Source organism: Rhizobium herbae (assembly GCF_019511375.1).
Classification (GTDB): Bacteria; Pseudomonadota; Alphaproteobacteria; order Rhizobiales; family Rhizobiaceae; genus Pararhizobium; species Pararhizobium herbae_A.
Genome location: NZ_JAEUAO010000006.1, coordinates 131,684 through 148,118, shown reverse-complemented (window position 1 = coordinate 148,118; position 16,435 = coordinate 131,684). Strand labels below are relative to the sequence as shown.

Genomic DNA, 16,435 nt, shown 5'->3' with positions numbered 1-16,435 from the left:
CGTCACCTGGGGAGAAGCAAGCGATGCGATCAAGGAAAAGTCACCCGCTCACACCTTTTTGCGTCCCTTCTGGCGATAGACGTCGACGACGACGGCAGCGATGATGATGAGGCCCTTGACGATTTCCTGGTAGTAGGCGTCGACGCGCAGGAAGGTGAAGCCGGATGTCATGACGCCGAGGATGACGGTTCCGATGACGGTTCCGGTGATGCGGCCGACGCCGCCGGTGAGCGAGGTGCCGCCGATGACGGTGGCGGCGATGGCGTCGAGTTCGTACATCACGCCCATGCCGGCCTGCGCCGTCTGGGCGCGGGCCGCCGTCACGACGCCGGCAAGCCCCGCCAGCATGCCGGCGATCGCATAGACCTTGACCAGATGCACCTCGACATTGATGCCGGAGACGCGGGCGGCCTGGACGTTGGCGCCGATCGCATAGGTGAACTTGCCGTAGCGTGTATAGCGCAGGGCGATATGGAAGATCAGCGCGACGACGAGGAAGATGACCACCGGCCAGATGCCGGTCCCGATGAAGTTGAACTGGTCCGTCAGGCCCGACACCGGCTGGCCCTTGGTGTACCACTTCGACAGGCCGCGGGCCGAGACCATCATGCCGAGCGTGGCGATGAACGGCGGGATCCTGGTGCGGGCGATCAGCTGGCCGTTGATGAAGCCGGCCAACAAGCCGATGCAAAGGCCAAGCCCGATCGGCACGATCGCCGGCAGGTCGGTCAGCGACGGATACAGCGCCCGCGGCCAGGTCGAGGCCTGGGCGACGCTGGCGGCGATCATCGCCGTCATCCCGACGACAGAGCCGGAGGACAGGTCGATGCCGCCGGTGATGATCACCTGGGTCACGCCAACGGCGATGATGCCGATCACCGCCACCTGCAGGATCATGATCGTCAGCCGCTGCGAATTCATCAGGAAGCTCTGGCCGACGAAGATCCAGCCGAGCACCTCGTAGACCAGCGCAATGCCGACCAGAACCAGGAAAATGTTGAACTCCGGCGGGATGCGCCGTGCGGATTTGGCAAGCGGGGGATTGGCCCCTGCCGCGACGTTGGTCTCCATTGCTGTCTCCTCCCTGTGGTTGATTGCCCCGCCGTCAGCGCGCGGCCAGTTCCATCACCTTGATCTGGCTGGCCTCGGCCCGGTCGAGGAAGCCGGTGACCCGGCCTTCGTGCATGACCATGATGCGGTCGCTCATGCCGAGCACCTCGGGCATCTCCGACGAGATCATGATGACGGCGACGCCGTCGCGGGCGAGTTCCGTCACCAGCCGGTGAATTTCCGCCTTGGCGCCGACGTCGATGCCGCGCGTCGGCTCGTCGAGGATCAGGATGCGCGGCCGGGTCAACAGCCAGCGGCCGATCAGCGCCTTCTGCTGGTTGCCGCCGGACAGGTTCTCGATGCGCTCGGCCAGGTTCGGCGTCTTGACCCTGAGCTTGCGGGCCATCTCCTCGCATTGCGCCGACAGCGCCTGCTGCTCGACAAAGCCCAGCCTGACGAACTGGTCCTGCAGCACGGCGATCTGCATGTTCTCCAGGATGTTGAGGATCAGCAGGCAGCCGGTGTCCTTGCGGTCCTCGGTCAAAAACGCCATACGGTTGGCGATCGCCTCGGTCGGCGAGGTGATGGCGACCGGCTGGCCATTGATGGCGATCGAGCCGGAACTGGCCGGCGTGACGCCGAACAATGCCTCGGCGACGTTCGAGCGGCCGGAGCCGACCAGGCCGGCAAGCCCGAGGATCTCGCCCGCCCGCACCTCGAACGAGACATCGTGGAAGACGCCGTCAAGCGTCAGGTCCTTGACCGACAGCACGACATCGCCGATCGGCACCTCCTCCTTCGGGAACATCTGGGTGATCTCGCGGCCGACCATCATGCGGATGATGTCGTCGCGCGTCACGTCGCTGGAGGCATGCGTGCCGATATACTTGCCGTCGCGGAACACCGAGAACTCGTCGGCGATCTCGAACAGCTCGTTCATCTTGTGGGTGATGTAGACGATGCCGATGCCCTGGCGGCGCAGGTCGCGGATGATGGTGAACAGATGCGCCACCTCGCGTTCGGTCAGCGCCGAGGTCGGCTCGTCCATGATCAGCACGTCGGACTGGTACGACACCGCCTTGGCGATCTCGACCATCTGGCGGTTGGCGATCGACAGGTCGCGCACCTCGGCCTGCGGATCGAGGGCAATGTTCAGCCGGGCAAACAGCGCCGCCGTCATCCGGTTCATCTCGCGGTGGTCGACAAAGCCGAGGCGGGTCTTCGGCTCGCGGCGGATCCAGATGTTCTCGGCCACTGTCATGAACGGCATCAGGTTGAGCTCCTGATGGATCATCGCGATGCCGTTTTCCAGCGCATCGAGCGGCGATTTCAATTGGATGTCGACGCCCTTGAACTTCACCTCGCCCCTGTCGGGCGTGTAGATGCCGGCCAGAATCTTCATCAGCGTCGACTTGCCGGCGCCGTTCTCGCCCATCAGCGCATGCACCGTGCCGCGCTTCAGCCGGAACGACACGTCGTCGAGCGCAACCACGCCCGGAAACTCCTTGCGAACGCCCTCAACCGCAAGCAGATACTCCGCGTTCGGGATCGCCCCGCTCGCCCGTACCGCCGCCATAGTCGTCGGACTAACCATACCATGACCCTCCCTGTCGCCTCATTGGCCAGAACCCGCGCGCGGAAGCATCCAGGGTTCTCGCATGGTTTCATCGGACGCAACATGCGTCGTCCGTCATAAAAACCGGGCAACCCGGAGCGCAGCCGCGCCGCGCTCCGGGATCACTGGCTTAGTTCTTGGCCTGGTAGTCCTTGAGATTGGCCGGGGTGACCAGCTCGAAGGGAATGTAGACCTTCTTGTCGACCGCTTCGCCACGCGCAAGCTTGAGCGCCGCATCGAGCGAACCCTGGCCCTGACCGGCAGCGTTCTGGAACACGGTGACGTCGAGGTCGCCTTCAGCCATGGCCGCGAGTGCGTCCTGCGTCGCATCGACACCGCCGATGACGACGCTGTCCATGGAGCGGCCGGCGGCCTTCAGAGCTTGGATCGCGCCGATGGCCATTTCGTCGTTGTTGGCGATAACGGCATCGAATTCCAGACCGGCCGAAAGCCAATTGGTTACGAGGTCGGCGCCCTGGGTACGCGACCAGTTTGCCGTCTGCTCTTCAACGATCTCGATACCCTTGCAGGCGTCGGTCGCCAGCACGTCATGGACATCCTTGGTGCGCATGCGGGCCGCCTGGTTGGAAAGCTCGCCCATCATCACGACAGCCTTGCCCTTGCCGCCGAGCAGCTTGCAGACTTCCTGGGTTTCCAGCGTGCCGGATTCGGCCTCGTTGGAAGCGACGAAAGCCTGCTTTTCCGGAAGACTGTCGATGTTGCTCGGCTCGCGGTTGACGTACACGAGGGGAACACCGGCATCCGCGGCGAGCTTGGACATGGCAGCGGTCGCATCGGTATCGACCGGGTTGACGATGATCGCATCCACGCCGGCGGCGATGAAGTTCTGGATCTGGCTCTGTTGCTTGGCAACGTCGTTCTGAGCGTCTTCGACTTGCAGCGTCACGCCCTCGAGCGTCTTGGCATAATCCTGCATACCGTTGCGCAGAACCGTCAGGAAGTTGTCGTCGAACAGCGCCATCGAAACGCCGACCGTTTCGGCGGCATGCGCTGCCGATGACATCATCACAGCCAGAGCCGCGCCCATGATCATTTTCTTCATGCTATTTCCTCCACAAAACGGTGTCCGGCGACCACCCTCCACAAGCCGGAGGCATCGCCGCGGAGCGGGGATGCCTGTTTCTTGTCGCCCACCTCTCCCGTGGCAGGCCATCAAAACAGAATAAACAAACCGAAAGTTTGCTAATACGGAATATGTATTCTATTATTTAGTTGGCCGTCAAGTGCGCGACGTCCTATATTCACGCAAAAAAGCAAGTGATGCGCTTGCAGGTTCACGCCCTTGACGCCAGGAACGCCATGCTGTCGCGCAAGGCGGCCTCGACATTGCTCAACTGATGCACCTCCGACGAGAAGGACTCGAAGGAAAAGGGCCCGGAATAGCAGCCATTCCGCAATTTGTTCATCTGGCCAGCATTGTCGAGCCGGTCGCCGGCACCCACCAGCACGCGGTGCGCGTCGCGCATAGCGCTGACAGTGACAGCGGGATCGACGACGCCCGAGATGTGGACAAGGCCAGTCAATTCCGGATGGAATGTTTCTTCCCCTGCGAGATGATGGTGGAATGTGTCATGCACGAGTTGGAACGTCCCTTCACCTCCCACAGCCCGAATACCTTCCGCCGCCTCGGTTTTCGAGCGCAGCGAGCAGATCTCGAAGCCGAGCGGTTCGACGAGACCAACGATGCCCGCCTCATCCAACATCGGCTTCAGCGCCGTCAGCGCCTGGCGCAGATCGGTCTGCCGCTCACCGTCCCCTTGACCGCTGCCATCATTGACGGGAACGAGGACAAGCGCCTTGGCGCCGCAATCGCGCGCGTAAGTGACGAGGTCCTGCGCCTCGCGGGCGCGCTCCTCGTTCCATTCGTTGAACCGCTGCAGCGCGTTGATCGAAATGATCGTCAGCCCGTGCGTCTGGGCCAGCGCCTTGACGTCGTGGGCCGGCGTGCCGTCGATGATCGCTTTGCCGGCGAGATCGTTGCGGATTTCCACCGCCGAAATGCCGAGCGATGCGGCCAACGCGAAAAAGTCCTTGAGCGGCAGCGCCGGCGCGGTGATGTGGTTGAGAGCGAATGGGACGGACGTCATGGGCAATGTTCCTCCTGTAAAGACACCCGACGAGGAGGGCGGCGACGCGGCATGGCTTTTCGCTGCGGCGCACCCGGGATCGGGATTGCAGCATCAGCAGCTTATCGCCCATCAGTCAAAGCGGAACGTGCCGCTTCTCTCGCATCTGTGAAAGAATGCGAACACTGGATGATGAAAATCTATCATATGGCGCCAGAGCGCTCAGATGTTCTCAGGGGTGAAGATGTCGAAGGGGAGAAACGTCTGGCCAGGAACCGCGGCAAGGCCGCGATCGATGGCGCCGACCATCAGGCCGACCACTTCGCGCGCGAGTTGGGCGACGGGGGTGGCAATCGCCATGGTGACGAGATCCTCCGCGAGTGCCGCCCGCGACTCCGGCGTCAACTCATTGACGACCACAAGCAGCTTGCCGACCATTTTCTCTTCCCGCAGCGCCGAGATAGCACCCTCCATCCCGCCTCCGCAGACATAGAAGCCGATCAGGTCCGGGTGGCGCTGCAGGAGGTTGACCGTCGCTTCATGGGTGATCTCCTCCGTATCAAGGTTGACCATCGTGTCGAGCACTTCGAAGTCCGGCGCATTCTCCCGGAAATAGGAGCGGAATCCGATTTCGCGCAGTTCGTGCCCGTGAAACCTGTGGCTGCCGATGAAGGTCGCAACCTTGCCCGGCTTTTTCGCCGCCTTGGCGACCATCCAGGCTGCGGTGCGCCCGACCGTGCGATTATTGAGACCAACATACCCCTCGCGTACGCCGGCTGCGAAGTCGGAAAGCAGCGAGAAGACCGGAGTCCCCTTCTCCTTCAACTCCTCGATGGCAGCGGTAACTGCCGGATAGTCCGGGCTGACCAGGGCGATGGCCTGGCAGCGCGCCGCAACCGCCTTCAGCTTTTCCACCAGGGCTGTCGGCGTCGCGCTCATGTTGAAGTCGATCTGCGGGGTGATGCGAACGCCAGGCGCCGAAAGGGCCGCGTTCTCGAGTTCGCGGGCCATGGACTGGTAGAAATACTGATTGGGCTTCTGCAGGATGAAGCCCAATCGGTATTGCGGAAGATCCTCGAACACCCTTTGCCGCAGCAGGCCGACCGCATGGTAGCCGATCGATTTGGCCGCATCATATACCCGACGGGCTGTTTCCTCGCGTACCCGGTGACGGCCGTTCAGCACCCGGTCCACGGTGGCGACGCTGACGCCGGCGGCCTTCGCAAGATCGGCAATGGTTGGTCGTCCGGCCATGTATTCCTCCTGATGCAAGCTATCATTCCGCCCAGTCAGCTATGATGTGTTTTGATAGAATATATCAAGGCTGCATTGAGCTGCCGGGAAAGTCAACCTATCCTCATGACCACAGCACAAGGCGCATCCGCATTAGATGCGCAGGGAGGATAGAGATGAACAGGGTTGCCACGAAACGCGACTACAGTCTGCTGGGGCGCGATGCCCAGGCCGCCGTCGAAAGCGGACTTGCCGCCGCCGAGTGGTATCACACCGACATTTCGCGCAAGCAGATGAAGGACTTGATGAGGCGCGAGGACGGACCGGCCATTCGCGATACCATCCTCTGGCTCGGCAGCATGGTCGTGTGCGGCGCTCTCGGCAATTATTGGTGGGGTTCCTGGTGGTGTGTGCCGTTCTTCCTTGTCTATGGCGTGATGTATGGTTCAGCCTCCGATTCCCGCTGGCACGAATGCGGCCACGGCACGGCCTTCAAGACACGCTGGATGAACGATGCCGTCTACGAGATCGCCTGCTTCATGATGATGCGCAATCCGGTGACCTGGCGTTGGAGCCATACGCGCCATCATACCGACACCATTATTGTCGGCCGTGATCCGGAAATCGCCGTCATGCGCCCGCCGGATCTCCTCCGTCTGGGCCTTAACTTCTTCGGTATTCTCGATGTCTTCCATGCGACGATTGACATGGTCCGCAACGCCGCCGGTGTGATCAGTGCGGAGGAAAAGACCTTCATCCCGGAGCAGGAGCAGCCGCGTGCCATCCGCGTCGCCCGTATCTGGCTGGCGATCTATGTCGCGACAATCGCCCTTGCGATCGCCATGGGCTCGATCCGGCCGCTGATGCTGATCGGTCTGCCGCGCCTCTATGGCGCCTGGCACCATGTGATGACTGGCCTTTTGCAACATGGCGGCCTTGCCGACAATGTCATCGATCATCGGCTGAACAGCCGCACCGTCTACATGAATCCCTTCAGCCGGTTCGTTTACTGGAACATGAATTACCACGTTGAACATCACATGTTCCCGATGGTCCCCTTCCATGCGCTGCCGCAGTTGCATGAGATGATCAAGCACGACCTGCCGGCACCGAACAAATCGATCATCGAAGGCTATCGCGAGATGATCCCGGCCTTCCTGCGCCAGATCAGGAACGAGGACTATTTTCTCAAACGCGAACTGCCGCCGACGGCCAAGCCCTACCGGGAAGAACTGCACGCCGAACCGATCGCCGCCGAATAGAACGGTGCACTGAACACTATCGACTGGAGGAAAGCATGAGCAATTGGGTGGAAGTCTGCGCGACGGACGAGATCGACGAAGAGGATGTCATCCGCTTCGATCATGCGGGCAGGACGTTCGCAGTCTATCGCAGCCCCGATGACGAATTTTTTGCAACCGATGGCCTCTGCACACATGAGAAAATCCATCTTGCTGAGGGGCTGGTGATGGACGACATCATCGAATGTCCGAAACACAACGGCCGGTTCAGCTACAAGACCGGCGAAGCCAAGGGCGCGCCCGTTTGCGTCGACCTCAAGACCTATCCGGTCAAGGTCGAAGGCGGCAGCGTCTTCATCGCGGTTGCGTGAGAAGGACCCCCATCATGTCGCACATCGTCATCATCGGAGCAGGGGAGTGCGGTGCGCGCGCCGCCTTCGCGTTGAGGGAAAGGAACTTCGACGGGCAGATCACCCTGGTCGGCGCAGAGGAGCATCTTCCTTACGAGCGCCCGCCGCTGTCGAAGGAGGCGCTGCTCAATGGCCTCGAACCGAAACTGGTTTCGGACGCAGCCCGCTATGCCGATGCCGGAATCGAGGTTCTGACCGGCCGCACCGTCGAGAGCATCGACCGCGCCGGCAAGACCGCACGGCTTTCCGATGGTCAAATGCTTTCCTACGACCGCCTGCTGTTGACGACCGGCGCCCGGCCACGGCCCTTTCCGGGGCTTTCAGGCCGCAATCATCGTATCAGGACGCTGCGCACCCATGGCGACGCCATTGCAATTCGCGCCGGCGTGCAGCCGGGCGCGCATCTGGCCATCATCGGCGGCGGCTTCATCGGCCTGGAGCTTGCCGCAACCGCCCGCAAGCTCGGCGCCAAGGTTACGCTGGTTGAGGGCCTGCCACGCATTCTCAGCCGCGGTGTGCCCGCCGAACTGTCTGCTGTGATCGCCGCGCGGCACAAGGCGGAGGGCGTGGAAATTCTTTGCGGCGTGGCGATCCAGCAATTGTCGGAAGGTCCTGACCACGCGCGCATCCTGACGGAGGATGGCCGCACGATTGCCGCTGATCTGATCGTCGTTGGTATCGGCGCCGTCCCGAATGTCGAGCTTGCCCGCGATGCTGGTCTTGTGATCGACAACGGCATCGCCGTCGATGCGCACTTGCGAACATCCGATCCGGATATCTTTGCCGCCGGCGATTGCTGCTCCTTTCCATTGCCGCATTATGGCGGCCGCCGCGTGCGGCTGGAGGCCTGGCGCAATGCGCAGGACCAGGGCACGCTTGCCGCCGCCAACCTGCTCGGTGCAGAGGAGACGGTGTCGGCCGTGCCGTGGTTCTGGTCCGATCAGTACGATCTCACGCTGCAGATTGCCGGCATCGCCGACGGGGCGACGCAGGCCGTTTGGAGGCATGTCACAGAGGGCGCCTTCATTCTCTTCCACCTCGACATCGATGGACGCCTGATCGCAGCCAGCGGCATCGGCCCGGGTAATGCCGTCGCGCGCGACATCCGTCTTGCTGAAAGGATGATCGCGGCGCGTTTGCGTCCCGATCCGGTGGCGCTTGCCTCGCCGGGAACCAAGCTGAAGACATTGCTTGTCGCCTGAAGCTCCGGAAGATGCTCGTTTCCTGCAGCCGCCGCCCACCGCCTCCATTCTAAAACAACCATAGAACCAGTCGGTGGCGGCCGTGACGCCGACCACATGGGGAGAGATCAATGAGACACCGCCGCCCGACCGTGGTCGACCTTCTGTCAATGAAGGGCAAACGCCAACTCAGCATGCTGCGCGTCGAAACGCTGGATGAGGCCGACGCCGCAGAGCGGGCGGGGGTCGACCTGGTTTCCGTGCCGCCTGCGTTGCTGGGGCCAGCCTTCCGCGAGGCTGCCCCCTCGGTCTTTGCCTTTCCCGGCCTCGAATATGGTGATCTCGTCACCGCCGAAGAGTATATCCGCGCGGCATTCCAGGCGCTGAAGGCCGGCGGTGATGCCGTCTATTGCGCGGCCAGTCTCCAGACGGTGCGCCGCATGCGCGACGAGGGCATTCCGGTCTGCGGGCATCTCGGTCTTGTTCCTTCAAAGGCCACCTGGACCGGTGGTTTCCGCGCCGTCGGCAAGACGGCGCTTGGCGCGCTGGAGATCTGGCGCCAGACCAAGGAGCTCGAAGAGGCAGGCGCCTTCGCCGCCGAAATCGAGGTCGTGCCGGGCGACGTCGCCAGCGCGGTCAGCAAGCGCACCGCGATGCTGATGCTTTCCATGGGCGCCGGCAGTGGTTGCGATGCGCAATATCTGTTTGCCGACGACGTGCTCGGCGCCAACCGTGGCCATGTTCCGCGTCACGCCAAGATCTACCGCAACTTCGCGGCAGAATATGATCGTCTGCACCAGGAACGCATCGCCGCCTTCTGCGAATATGTCGCCGACGTCAAATCCGGTGCCTATCCGGGCGAAGCGCATCTGGTGGGTATTGATCCGGCGGAGCTCGAGGCGTTTCTCCTGGCGTTGGATTGAGAGGTGACCCGAGGCGCTTGAGTAGCCTCTACCCGGCGCGCTTGCGGCCTGCGGCATAACCGAGTTGCTCGGACAATTCATGCGCGGCGGCAAGAAGGCTGTCGAGATAGCTCTGGCGATTGCGCAGCCCGTCTTCCTTCGGGGTCACGAGGCAGAGCGTGGCGACGCATTGGCCATCGGCCTGATACACCGGTACCGCAAAGCAGTGCGTGAAGGTCTCCACCGCGCTGTTGAAGGTGAAAAAGCCGTCGAGGGCAGCTTGCCGGACTTCCGCGATGAACTGTGCCGGATCCAGCCGCTTGCCGTTCGGCAGAATGAAGTCGCTGGTGGGAATGAGATCGATAATCTCCGCGTCGGTGAGATGTGCCACCAACAGGCGGCCGGAAGCGGTCCACGGGATCGGCACCAACTCGCCGATATTGGAGGAAATGCGGAATGCGCGCACACCTTCGCGCATCATGGCAACCGTATATTTGTTGCCTTCCAGCAGGCACATCTGCGCGGTCTCACGCGTTTCCTCCGCCAGCCGGACGAGCGTGTCCTCGGATTCGCGCATCAGGTCGAACTGGTCGGCATAGGCCGTGCCCAGGAAATAGAGCTTGCGACCCAGAAACACCCGACCGTCGCCGCCCTGATAGTCCAGCATGCCGTGGCGCAAGAGAAGGTTGATCAGTTCGTAGACGGACGAACGCGGTGCGCCGATCTCGACGGCAATCTCGTTCGGCCGCATCGGCTGGCGTTTCGTGCGCAGGAATTCAAGAATCTCGAAGGCACGATCAAGACCCCGCGTGCGCCGCGATACGATGTCTTCTGCGCCATCAGCCATTCGATCCGTCCTCTTCAAAGTTCACGGGCGCGACATTTGCAAGCCGCGCCCTGCATTTCAAGCCCTGTCCGCCCGATAGGCGATGCAATCGACTTCCACCTTGCAATCGACCATCATGCGCGACTGCACGCAGGCACGGGCCGGAGGATTGACGCCGAAATATTCGGCGTAGACGCCGTTGAAGCTCCAGAAATCCCGCGGATCGTCCAGCCAGACGCCGACGCGGACAACGTCCTCGATGCCGTAGCCCGCCTCATGCAGGATGGCGATCAGGTTCTCAATGGCCCTCCGGCTCTCGGCTACAATGCCGCCGGGCACGATCTCGCCATTTTCCATCGGCACCTGGCCAGACACATGCAGCCAACCGTTTGCTTCCACCGCACGGGCAAAGGGCAGGGGCTGACCACCGGCACCCGTTTCGCCGGCGCCATAACGCTTAATAGTCATGAGGATTCTCTCTTTGTCTTTGTTTGAGATGGAACGGGATGTGAGCGGAAAACCACTTCACACCTTTCTCATCCCGTTCAGTTGAAACTGGATGTCTTGAGGAAATCGGCGAGCCGCTCGGTCTTCGGCCTCAGGAACATCTCCTTCGGGTCGCCTTCCTCGCAGATCACGCCCTGATTCATGAAGATCACCCGCGAGGAGACTTCATAGGCAAAGCGCATCTCGTGGGTGACGAGCAGCATGCTCATGCCGTCCGCCGCCAATCCCTTGATGACCTGGAGCACTTCGCCCACCAGCTCCGGGTCCAGCGCCGAGGTGACCTCATCGAACAGCATCAGCCGCGGGTTCATTGCGATCGCCCGGGCGATCGCCACGCGTTGCTGCTGGCCGCCGGAAAGCTGGCCCGGATAGTGATCGGCGCGGGAGGCAAGGCCAACGCGGTCCAGCCATTTTTCGGCGATGGCCCGCGCTTCGTCGCGCGAAAGCTTTTTCACCTTGACGAGACCGAGCATCACGTTATGCGCTGCGGTCATATGCGGGAAGAGGTTGAACTGCTGAAAGGCCATGCCGGTCAGCGCGCGCTGCCGGGCGATGTCCTTCTCGCTTTTGCGCTTGCGGAGAGTGCCGGTCTGTTCATAGCCGATGTCTTCGCCCTCGAGCAGGATGCGTCCGCCCTGGAATTCCTCCAGCATGTTGATGCAGCGCAGCATCGTCGTCTTGCCGGAACCTGATGAGCCGATGATTGAGATCACTTCGCCTTCCTGCATGGTGCAATCCACGCCCTTCAGCACCTCGACGGTGCCGTACTGCTTGCGCAGCCCCTGTATTTCCAGAAGTACCTTGCTCATGTCGTGGGAGCCCTCAGGACGGGACGGCGGTCTTGCGCTCGACATATTTGCCGAACCGCTCGATGCCGTAATTGATGGTGAAGTAGAGAAGCCCGGCGAAGAAATAGAACTGCAGGCTCAGGAAGTTGCGCGAGATGATTTCCTGCGTGCGCAAGAGCAGTTCGGCGACGCCAATGACGGAGAGCAGGGTCGAAGCCTTGACCATCTCGGCGGCCGTATTCACCCAGGCGGGCAGGAATTGCCGCAGCGCCTGCGGCCAGAGAACATAGGCGAATGTCTGGCGGAACGTCAGCCCGATCGCCTTGGCAGCTTCGGTCTGCCCCTTGGGAATAGCCTGCAGCCCGCCGCGGACGATCTCACCGACATGCGACGAGCAGAAGATCGCCAACGCCAGGATTCCGGCCTGGAACGGCCCCAGTTCGATACCGATCGTGGAGAGCACATAGTAGCTGGCGAGAACCAGCACGAGCACCGGCGTGCCGCGGATGAAGTCGGTATAGGCCCGGACCACGAGCCGCAGCAGCCGGTTGCCGTAGACAAGAGACAGGCCGACAAGAACACCGAGCAGCGACCCGGCAATGATCGAGAGAAGCGAGATCGATACGGTGACGCCCAGCCCTTTGAGGACAACGAAGCGGGCGATCCAGAGTTGATCGAAGAAGGCGGAGATTTCCGTCATTGTCATCACCTCGGAACGGCAAGCCGGCGCTCGACCATGCGCATCAGCGCCGCAAGCACGGAACAGGTGGCGACGTAGAGGCCCGAAGCGACGATCCACGTCTCGATGACCCGGAAGGTCTCGACATTGATCTTGCGCGCCTCGAACGTGAGTTCCGGCACCGCGATGGCCGCTGCCAGCGACGTATCCTTGAACAGCGAAATCACCGTCGAGGACAATGAAGGCAGGATGTTGCGCAGCATAAGCGGCACGATGATCGACACGCGAATCTGCATCGGCGTCAGCCCGATGGCGAGGCCGGCCTCCGTCAGTCCTCTGGGAATGGAGATGAGACCCGCGCGGAACACCTCGGCCAGATACGCGCCGGAATAGATCGACAGCACGGCGACGAAACTCTCGATCTTGCCCAGCCGCACGCCCATTTGTGGCAGGGCAAAATAGGCAAAGAGCACCAGCACAAGAATCGGCAGGTTGCGGATGATCGTCACGTAGGTTGCCGCCGGCTGCTGAAGCCAGCCGCTTTTGGCAATGAGCGCGAAGGCGACCAGCAAGCCGATGGCGGCGCCGATCAGGATGGAAACGAAAGCCAGACCAAGGCTCAGCAGCAAGCCTTCGAGAAGCTGGTCGAAGCTGCGCCAGACGGCGGCGAAATTGAGCGTATAACCCATGGCGGCATCCTGCCGTAGAGGGTGGGGGAAGGACGAAGGGCGAATACCCTTCGTCCCAACGACTGCCGTTCGGCCTTATTTGTACTCGACCGGGAAGCCGATCTGCGGCGGTGCCAGATCTTTGCCAAACCAGGTTTTGAAGGATTTGGCATAGAAATCGAACTCGACGCCGGTCATCGCCTCGTGCAACGCGGTGTTGACGAAGTTCAGCCAGTCCTGGTCGCCGCGCTTGACGCCGCAGGCATAGGTCTGCGGGTTCCAGCCGTAGCCGGCATCCTTGTAGCGGCCCTGGTTCTGGGTCATGTACCAGGCAAGCGAGGACTGGTCGGTGGCCGCCGCATCGGCACGGCCGGATTCCAGCGCCTGATAGATCAGATCGACGGATTCATACTGGTCGACGGTCGCCTCCGGCAGCGCCGCATGCACCATGTCCTCGGCATAGACGTTCTGCAGAACCGAAATGGTCACGGAAGACCCTGCAGCCTTCAGCGCCGCATAGTCGGCATATTTGCCGTCAGCCTTGAGCATCAGGCCGACACCTTCCCGGTAGTAGGGAATGGTGAAGGCGATCTGCTGGGCACGTTCGCCGGTCACCGTCATGAACTGGCAGGTCAGGTCCACCTTGTCGGTGGTGATGTTCGGAATTCGGGCGTCGGACGATTGGTTGACGTATTCGATCTTGTCGGGATCGCCGAACAGTGCCTTGGCGACGATGCGGCCTATGTCGACGTCGAAACCCTGGAGCTTGTCTTCGGCGCTCTTGAAGTGCCACGGCGCGTTTGTGCTGCCGGTGCCGAGGACAAGATGGCCGCGAGCCAGAACCTCATCGAGTTTGCTGGTCGCCTGCTGCGCGGCGGCGGGCATTGCGGAAAGAAGGAAGGCGGTAGCCAGCGAAAGCGCGCCGGCGCGGAGCGAGATGATCATGATGTTCCCCTGATGAACGGTCATTTTCTGATGTCCAGTATTGTGGACATATGTCTGTTTTACTGGATTGACGTATTCAGCGACAGGATGCATAAATTGTCAAGACTTGGGCGGGTAGGAATCTGCGCAAACAGGCAATGCGGCGGTTTCCTCCGCCTGAATTTTCATCGGAAATTTTCTTGAGAGGGTCCCCATGACCATGGCCGCCGCGACGCTTCAGACCGTGAACACACCGGCCGTCCTTGTCGATCTCGACACCGCCCGCCGCAACATCGAGCGGTTCCAGATCTATGCGGACGCCCATGGGCTGAAGGTTCGCCCGCATATCAAGACGCATAAACTGCCTGCCGTGGCCGAGATGCAATTGAGGGCGGGGGCCGTGGGCATCACCTGTCAGAAGGTGTCGGAAGCCGAAGCCATGGTTGCCGGCAGCCCTGAAATTCGCGACGTGCTGATCACCTACAATATCCTTGGCACCGAGAAGCTCGAGCATCTGGCATCGCTTGCCCGCAAGGTGACGCTCAGCGTCGTTGCTGACAATGAAACCGTCATCGACGGCCTCTCCCATGCGTTCGCTTCCCAGCCGACGCCGCTTGCTGTCCTGGTGGAGTGCAACACCGGCGCGGACCGTTGTGGCGTGCCAACTCCCGAGGCGGCGGCGGCACTCGCGCGACGGATCGCCAATGCCCCTGGTCTCGTCTTCGGCGGCCTGATGACCTATCCCCCGACCGGTGCTGCAGCCGCAGTCGAGTCCTTCATGACCCGCGCGAAAGCCTTCATCGAGGCGGCTGGCATGAAGGTACCTGTTGTCACATCGGGCGGAACACCGTCGATGATGCAGGCCGCCGAGGCTCCGGTCACGACCGAATATCGCCCAGGCACCTATGTCTACAACGACCGTTCCCTCGTCTCGCGCGGTGTCTGCGGGTGGGAGGATTGCGCGCTGACCGTGCTCGCGACTGTCGTGTCGGTGCCGGCCGAAAACCGCGCCATCATCGATGCTGGCTCGAAGACGCTAACCTCCGACCTTCTGGGCCTTTCGGGTTACGGTCACGTACTCGGTCGCGACGACATTTCTATCGACCAACTCTCTGAAGAACATGGCCGGCTCGTCAGCGACGGGCCGATCAATCTGGAGGTCGGCGACAAGCTCCGCATCGTGCCCAATCATGCCTGCGTGGTCACCAATATGGTCGACGCGGTGAATGTCGTGGAGCACGGCGAGATTTCAGCCGTCTGGCCCGTCGTCGCCCGCGGCCGCATTGTTTAATGTCCATCGGCCGGTTGCTCCGCCGGCGCGAAGCATGCCGCCGGACTTCAGCACCGAAATAAAAAAGGCCCCCAAGGGGCCCGCGAGGCGCACCGGACTATCCAGTTCGCGCAATCTTCTCGCTTCGGGCTTTAGGTCAAATTGACAGAGGGGATGCCCATGCCAAAGATGCCGGCGTTACGAGCGCTTCATGCTCGCCGTTCAATCGAAAGGGAATACATATGGAAAGGCGTGACTTCCTCAGGGGCCTAGCCTTGCTTGCCGCATGTCCGCTCTGCGTCAAAACCGCATACGCCGCAGAAGGGGTGCATTGGAGCTACGAAGGCGAAGCGGGCCCCGAGCATTGGGGCTCCTTGAGCAAAGACAACAGCGCTTGCGCAGCCGGTTCGCAGCAATCGCCGCTCGACATCAGAGACGCGGTCAAGGCCGATATTCCAGACCTTGCAATCGACTGGAAGGGCGGCGGCACGATCCTCAACAATGGGCATACGATCCAGGTGAAAGCGGCGCCCGGCGGCACGCTGCGCCGCGGTGACCGGACCTACGATCTCGTGCAGTATCATTTCCACGCTCCAAGCGAACACCTGGTCGAAGGAAAGTCCTTCCCTATGGAGGTGCATTTCGTCCACAAGCACGCAGAAACGGGCGCCCTTGGTGTATTTGGCGTTTTCCTCGTCCCCGGAGTTGCCAATAAGACCTTTGCAAGCCTGGCGGCCGCTTTCCCGCAAAAAGCCGGTGAAGAAGCCGGCTTGGAGGGGGTGGATCCGAGCGCGTTGCTCCCGTCGGCTCTCAGCTATTGGGCCTATGAGGGATCGCTGACGACACCGCCGTGCAGCGAAATTGTTGACTGGATGGTGGCGAAGAACCCCGTCGAGGTGGACCCCGCCGATATCAAGAAGTTCACTGCACTCTACTCTATGAATGCCCGGCCGGCGCTTGTCACCAATCGGCGTTATATTCTAAGCTCCAGCTAAGGTCACATTTCGGGCGCGAGCGGAAATCGCCCGCGTCCGGCCTTCTATCGGTTTGCGCC

17 protein-coding genes are annotated in these 16,435 nt (G+C 61.7%); 6 read left to right on the top strand and 11 right to left on the bottom strand.

What is annotated here, in order from left to right:
- Window positions 1-48: 48 nt before the first annotated feature.
- The 5 genes from JNB71_RS21445 to JNB71_RS21425 all read right to left on the bottom strand — a co-directional run bounded on the left by JNB71_RS21445 (window position 49) and on the right by JNB71_RS21425 (window position 6,006).
- The gene (locus JNB71_RS21445) at window positions 49-1,071 is read right to left on the bottom strand and encodes an ABC transporter permease (protein ID WP_220373811.1); all 1,023 of its coding nucleotides are present in this window, start codon (window positions 1,069-1,071) and stop codon (window positions 49-51) included.
- Window positions 1,072-1,105: 34 nt separating this feature from the next.
- On the bottom strand, window positions 1,106-2,644 hold the full coding sequence (locus tag JNB71_RS21440; protein WP_220373810.1) for a sugar ABC transporter ATP-binding protein: 1,539 nt from the start codon (window positions 2,642-2,644) through the stop codon (window positions 1,106-1,108).
- Between the two features lie 151 nt (window positions 2,645-2,795).
- Window positions 2,796-3,728, bottom strand: a complete 933-nt coding sequence (locus JNB71_RS21435; RefSeq protein ID WP_220373809.1) for a sugar ABC transporter substrate-binding protein — start codon at window positions 3,726-3,728, stop codon at window positions 2,796-2,798.
- Between the two features lie 232 nt (window positions 3,729-3,960).
- Window positions 3,961-4,773: a TIM barrel protein gene (locus tag JNB71_RS21430; RefSeq protein WP_220373808.1), complete on the bottom strand. Its 813-nt coding sequence runs from the start codon at window positions 4,771-4,773 to the stop codon at window positions 3,961-3,963.
- 201 nt (window positions 4,774-4,974) lie between these two features.
- Window positions 4,975-6,006 (bottom strand): LacI family DNA-binding transcriptional regulator, encoded by a 1,032-nt coding sequence (locus JNB71_RS21425; protein WP_220373807.1) that lies wholly within the window; start codon window positions 6,004-6,006, stop codon window positions 4,975-4,977.
- A 155-nt stretch (window positions 6,007-6,161) separates the two neighbouring features.
- On the opposite strand from JNB71_RS21425, the gene JNB71_RS21420 reads away from it, so the two are divergent.
- The 4 genes from JNB71_RS21420 (at window position 6,162) to JNB71_RS21405 (ending at window position 9,740) form a co-directional block, all read left to right on the top strand.
- Window positions 6,162-7,247, top strand: coding sequence for a fatty acid desaturase family protein (locus JNB71_RS21420; RefSeq protein ID WP_220373806.1), 1,086 nt, complete (start codon window positions 6,162-6,164; stop codon window positions 7,245-7,247).
- A gap of 35 nt (window positions 7,248-7,282) precedes the next feature.
- On the top strand, window positions 7,283-7,597 hold the full coding sequence (locus tag JNB71_RS21415) for a MocE family 2Fe-2S type ferredoxin (protein WP_220373805.1): 315 nt from the start codon (window positions 7,283-7,285) through the stop codon (window positions 7,595-7,597).
- Window positions 7,598-7,611: 14 nt separating this feature from the next.
- Entirely contained in the window at window positions 7,612-8,838 is a 1,227-nt protein-coding gene (locus tag JNB71_RS21410; protein ID WP_220373804.1) for an NAD(P)/FAD-dependent oxidoreductase, read from the top strand.
- Between the two features lie 110 nt (window positions 8,839-8,948).
- A complete protein-coding gene (locus tag JNB71_RS21405; RefSeq protein WP_220373803.1) occupies window positions 8,949-9,740 on the top strand; it encodes a 3-methyl-2-oxobutanoate hydroxymethyltransferase in 792 nt (263 codons plus the stop codon).
- A 28-nt stretch (window positions 9,741-9,768) separates the two neighbouring features.
- On the opposite strand, the gene JNB71_RS21400 is transcribed toward JNB71_RS21405, so the two are convergent.
- The 6 genes from JNB71_RS21400 to JNB71_RS21375 form a co-directional block, all read right to left on the bottom strand.
- Window positions 9,769-10,566: an IclR family transcriptional regulator gene (locus tag JNB71_RS21400; protein WP_220373802.1), complete on the bottom strand. Its 798-nt coding sequence runs from the start codon at window positions 10,564-10,566 to the stop codon at window positions 9,769-9,771.
- A 57-nt stretch (window positions 10,567-10,623) separates the two neighbouring features.
- Window positions 10,624-11,013, bottom strand: a complete 390-nt coding sequence (locus tag JNB71_RS21395; RefSeq protein ID WP_220373801.1) for a RidA family protein — start codon at window positions 11,011-11,013, stop codon at window positions 10,624-10,626.
- A 77-nt stretch (window positions 11,014-11,090) separates the two neighbouring features.
- On the bottom strand, window positions 11,091-11,861 hold the full coding sequence (locus JNB71_RS21390; protein WP_220373800.1) for an amino acid ABC transporter ATP-binding protein: 771 nt from the start codon (window positions 11,859-11,861) through the stop codon (window positions 11,091-11,093).
- Window positions 11,862-11,874: 13 nt separating this feature from the next.
- A complete protein-coding gene (locus JNB71_RS21385) occupies window positions 11,875-12,540 on the bottom strand; it encodes an amino acid ABC transporter permease (protein WP_220373799.1) in 666 nt (221 codons plus the stop codon).
- 5 nt (window positions 12,541-12,545) lie between these two features.
- Window positions 12,546-13,208, bottom strand: coding sequence for an amino acid ABC transporter permease (locus tag JNB71_RS21380; protein WP_220373798.1), 663 nt, complete (start codon window positions 13,206-13,208; stop codon window positions 12,546-12,548).
- A gap of 75 nt (window positions 13,209-13,283) precedes the next feature.
- A complete protein-coding gene (locus JNB71_RS21375) occupies window positions 13,284-14,132 on the bottom strand; it encodes a transporter substrate-binding domain-containing protein (RefSeq protein ID WP_220373797.1) in 849 nt (282 codons plus the stop codon).
- A 193-nt stretch (window positions 14,133-14,325) separates the two neighbouring features.
- On the opposite strand from JNB71_RS21375, the gene JNB71_RS21370 reads away from it, so the two are divergent.
- Both JNB71_RS21370 and JNB71_RS21365 read left to right on the top strand, forming a co-directional pair.
- Complete coding sequence (locus tag JNB71_RS21370; RefSeq protein WP_220373796.1) at window positions 14,326-15,402, top strand: D-TA family PLP-dependent enzyme; 1,077 nt, start codon at window positions 14,326-14,328, stop codon at window positions 15,400-15,402.
- A 221-nt stretch (window positions 15,403-15,623) separates the two neighbouring features.
- Window positions 15,624-16,376: a carbonic anhydrase gene (locus JNB71_RS21365; RefSeq protein WP_220373795.1), complete on the top strand. Its 753-nt coding sequence runs from the start codon at window positions 15,624-15,626 to the stop codon at window positions 16,374-16,376.
- The last annotated feature ends 59 nt before the right edge of the window (window positions 16,377-16,435 follow it).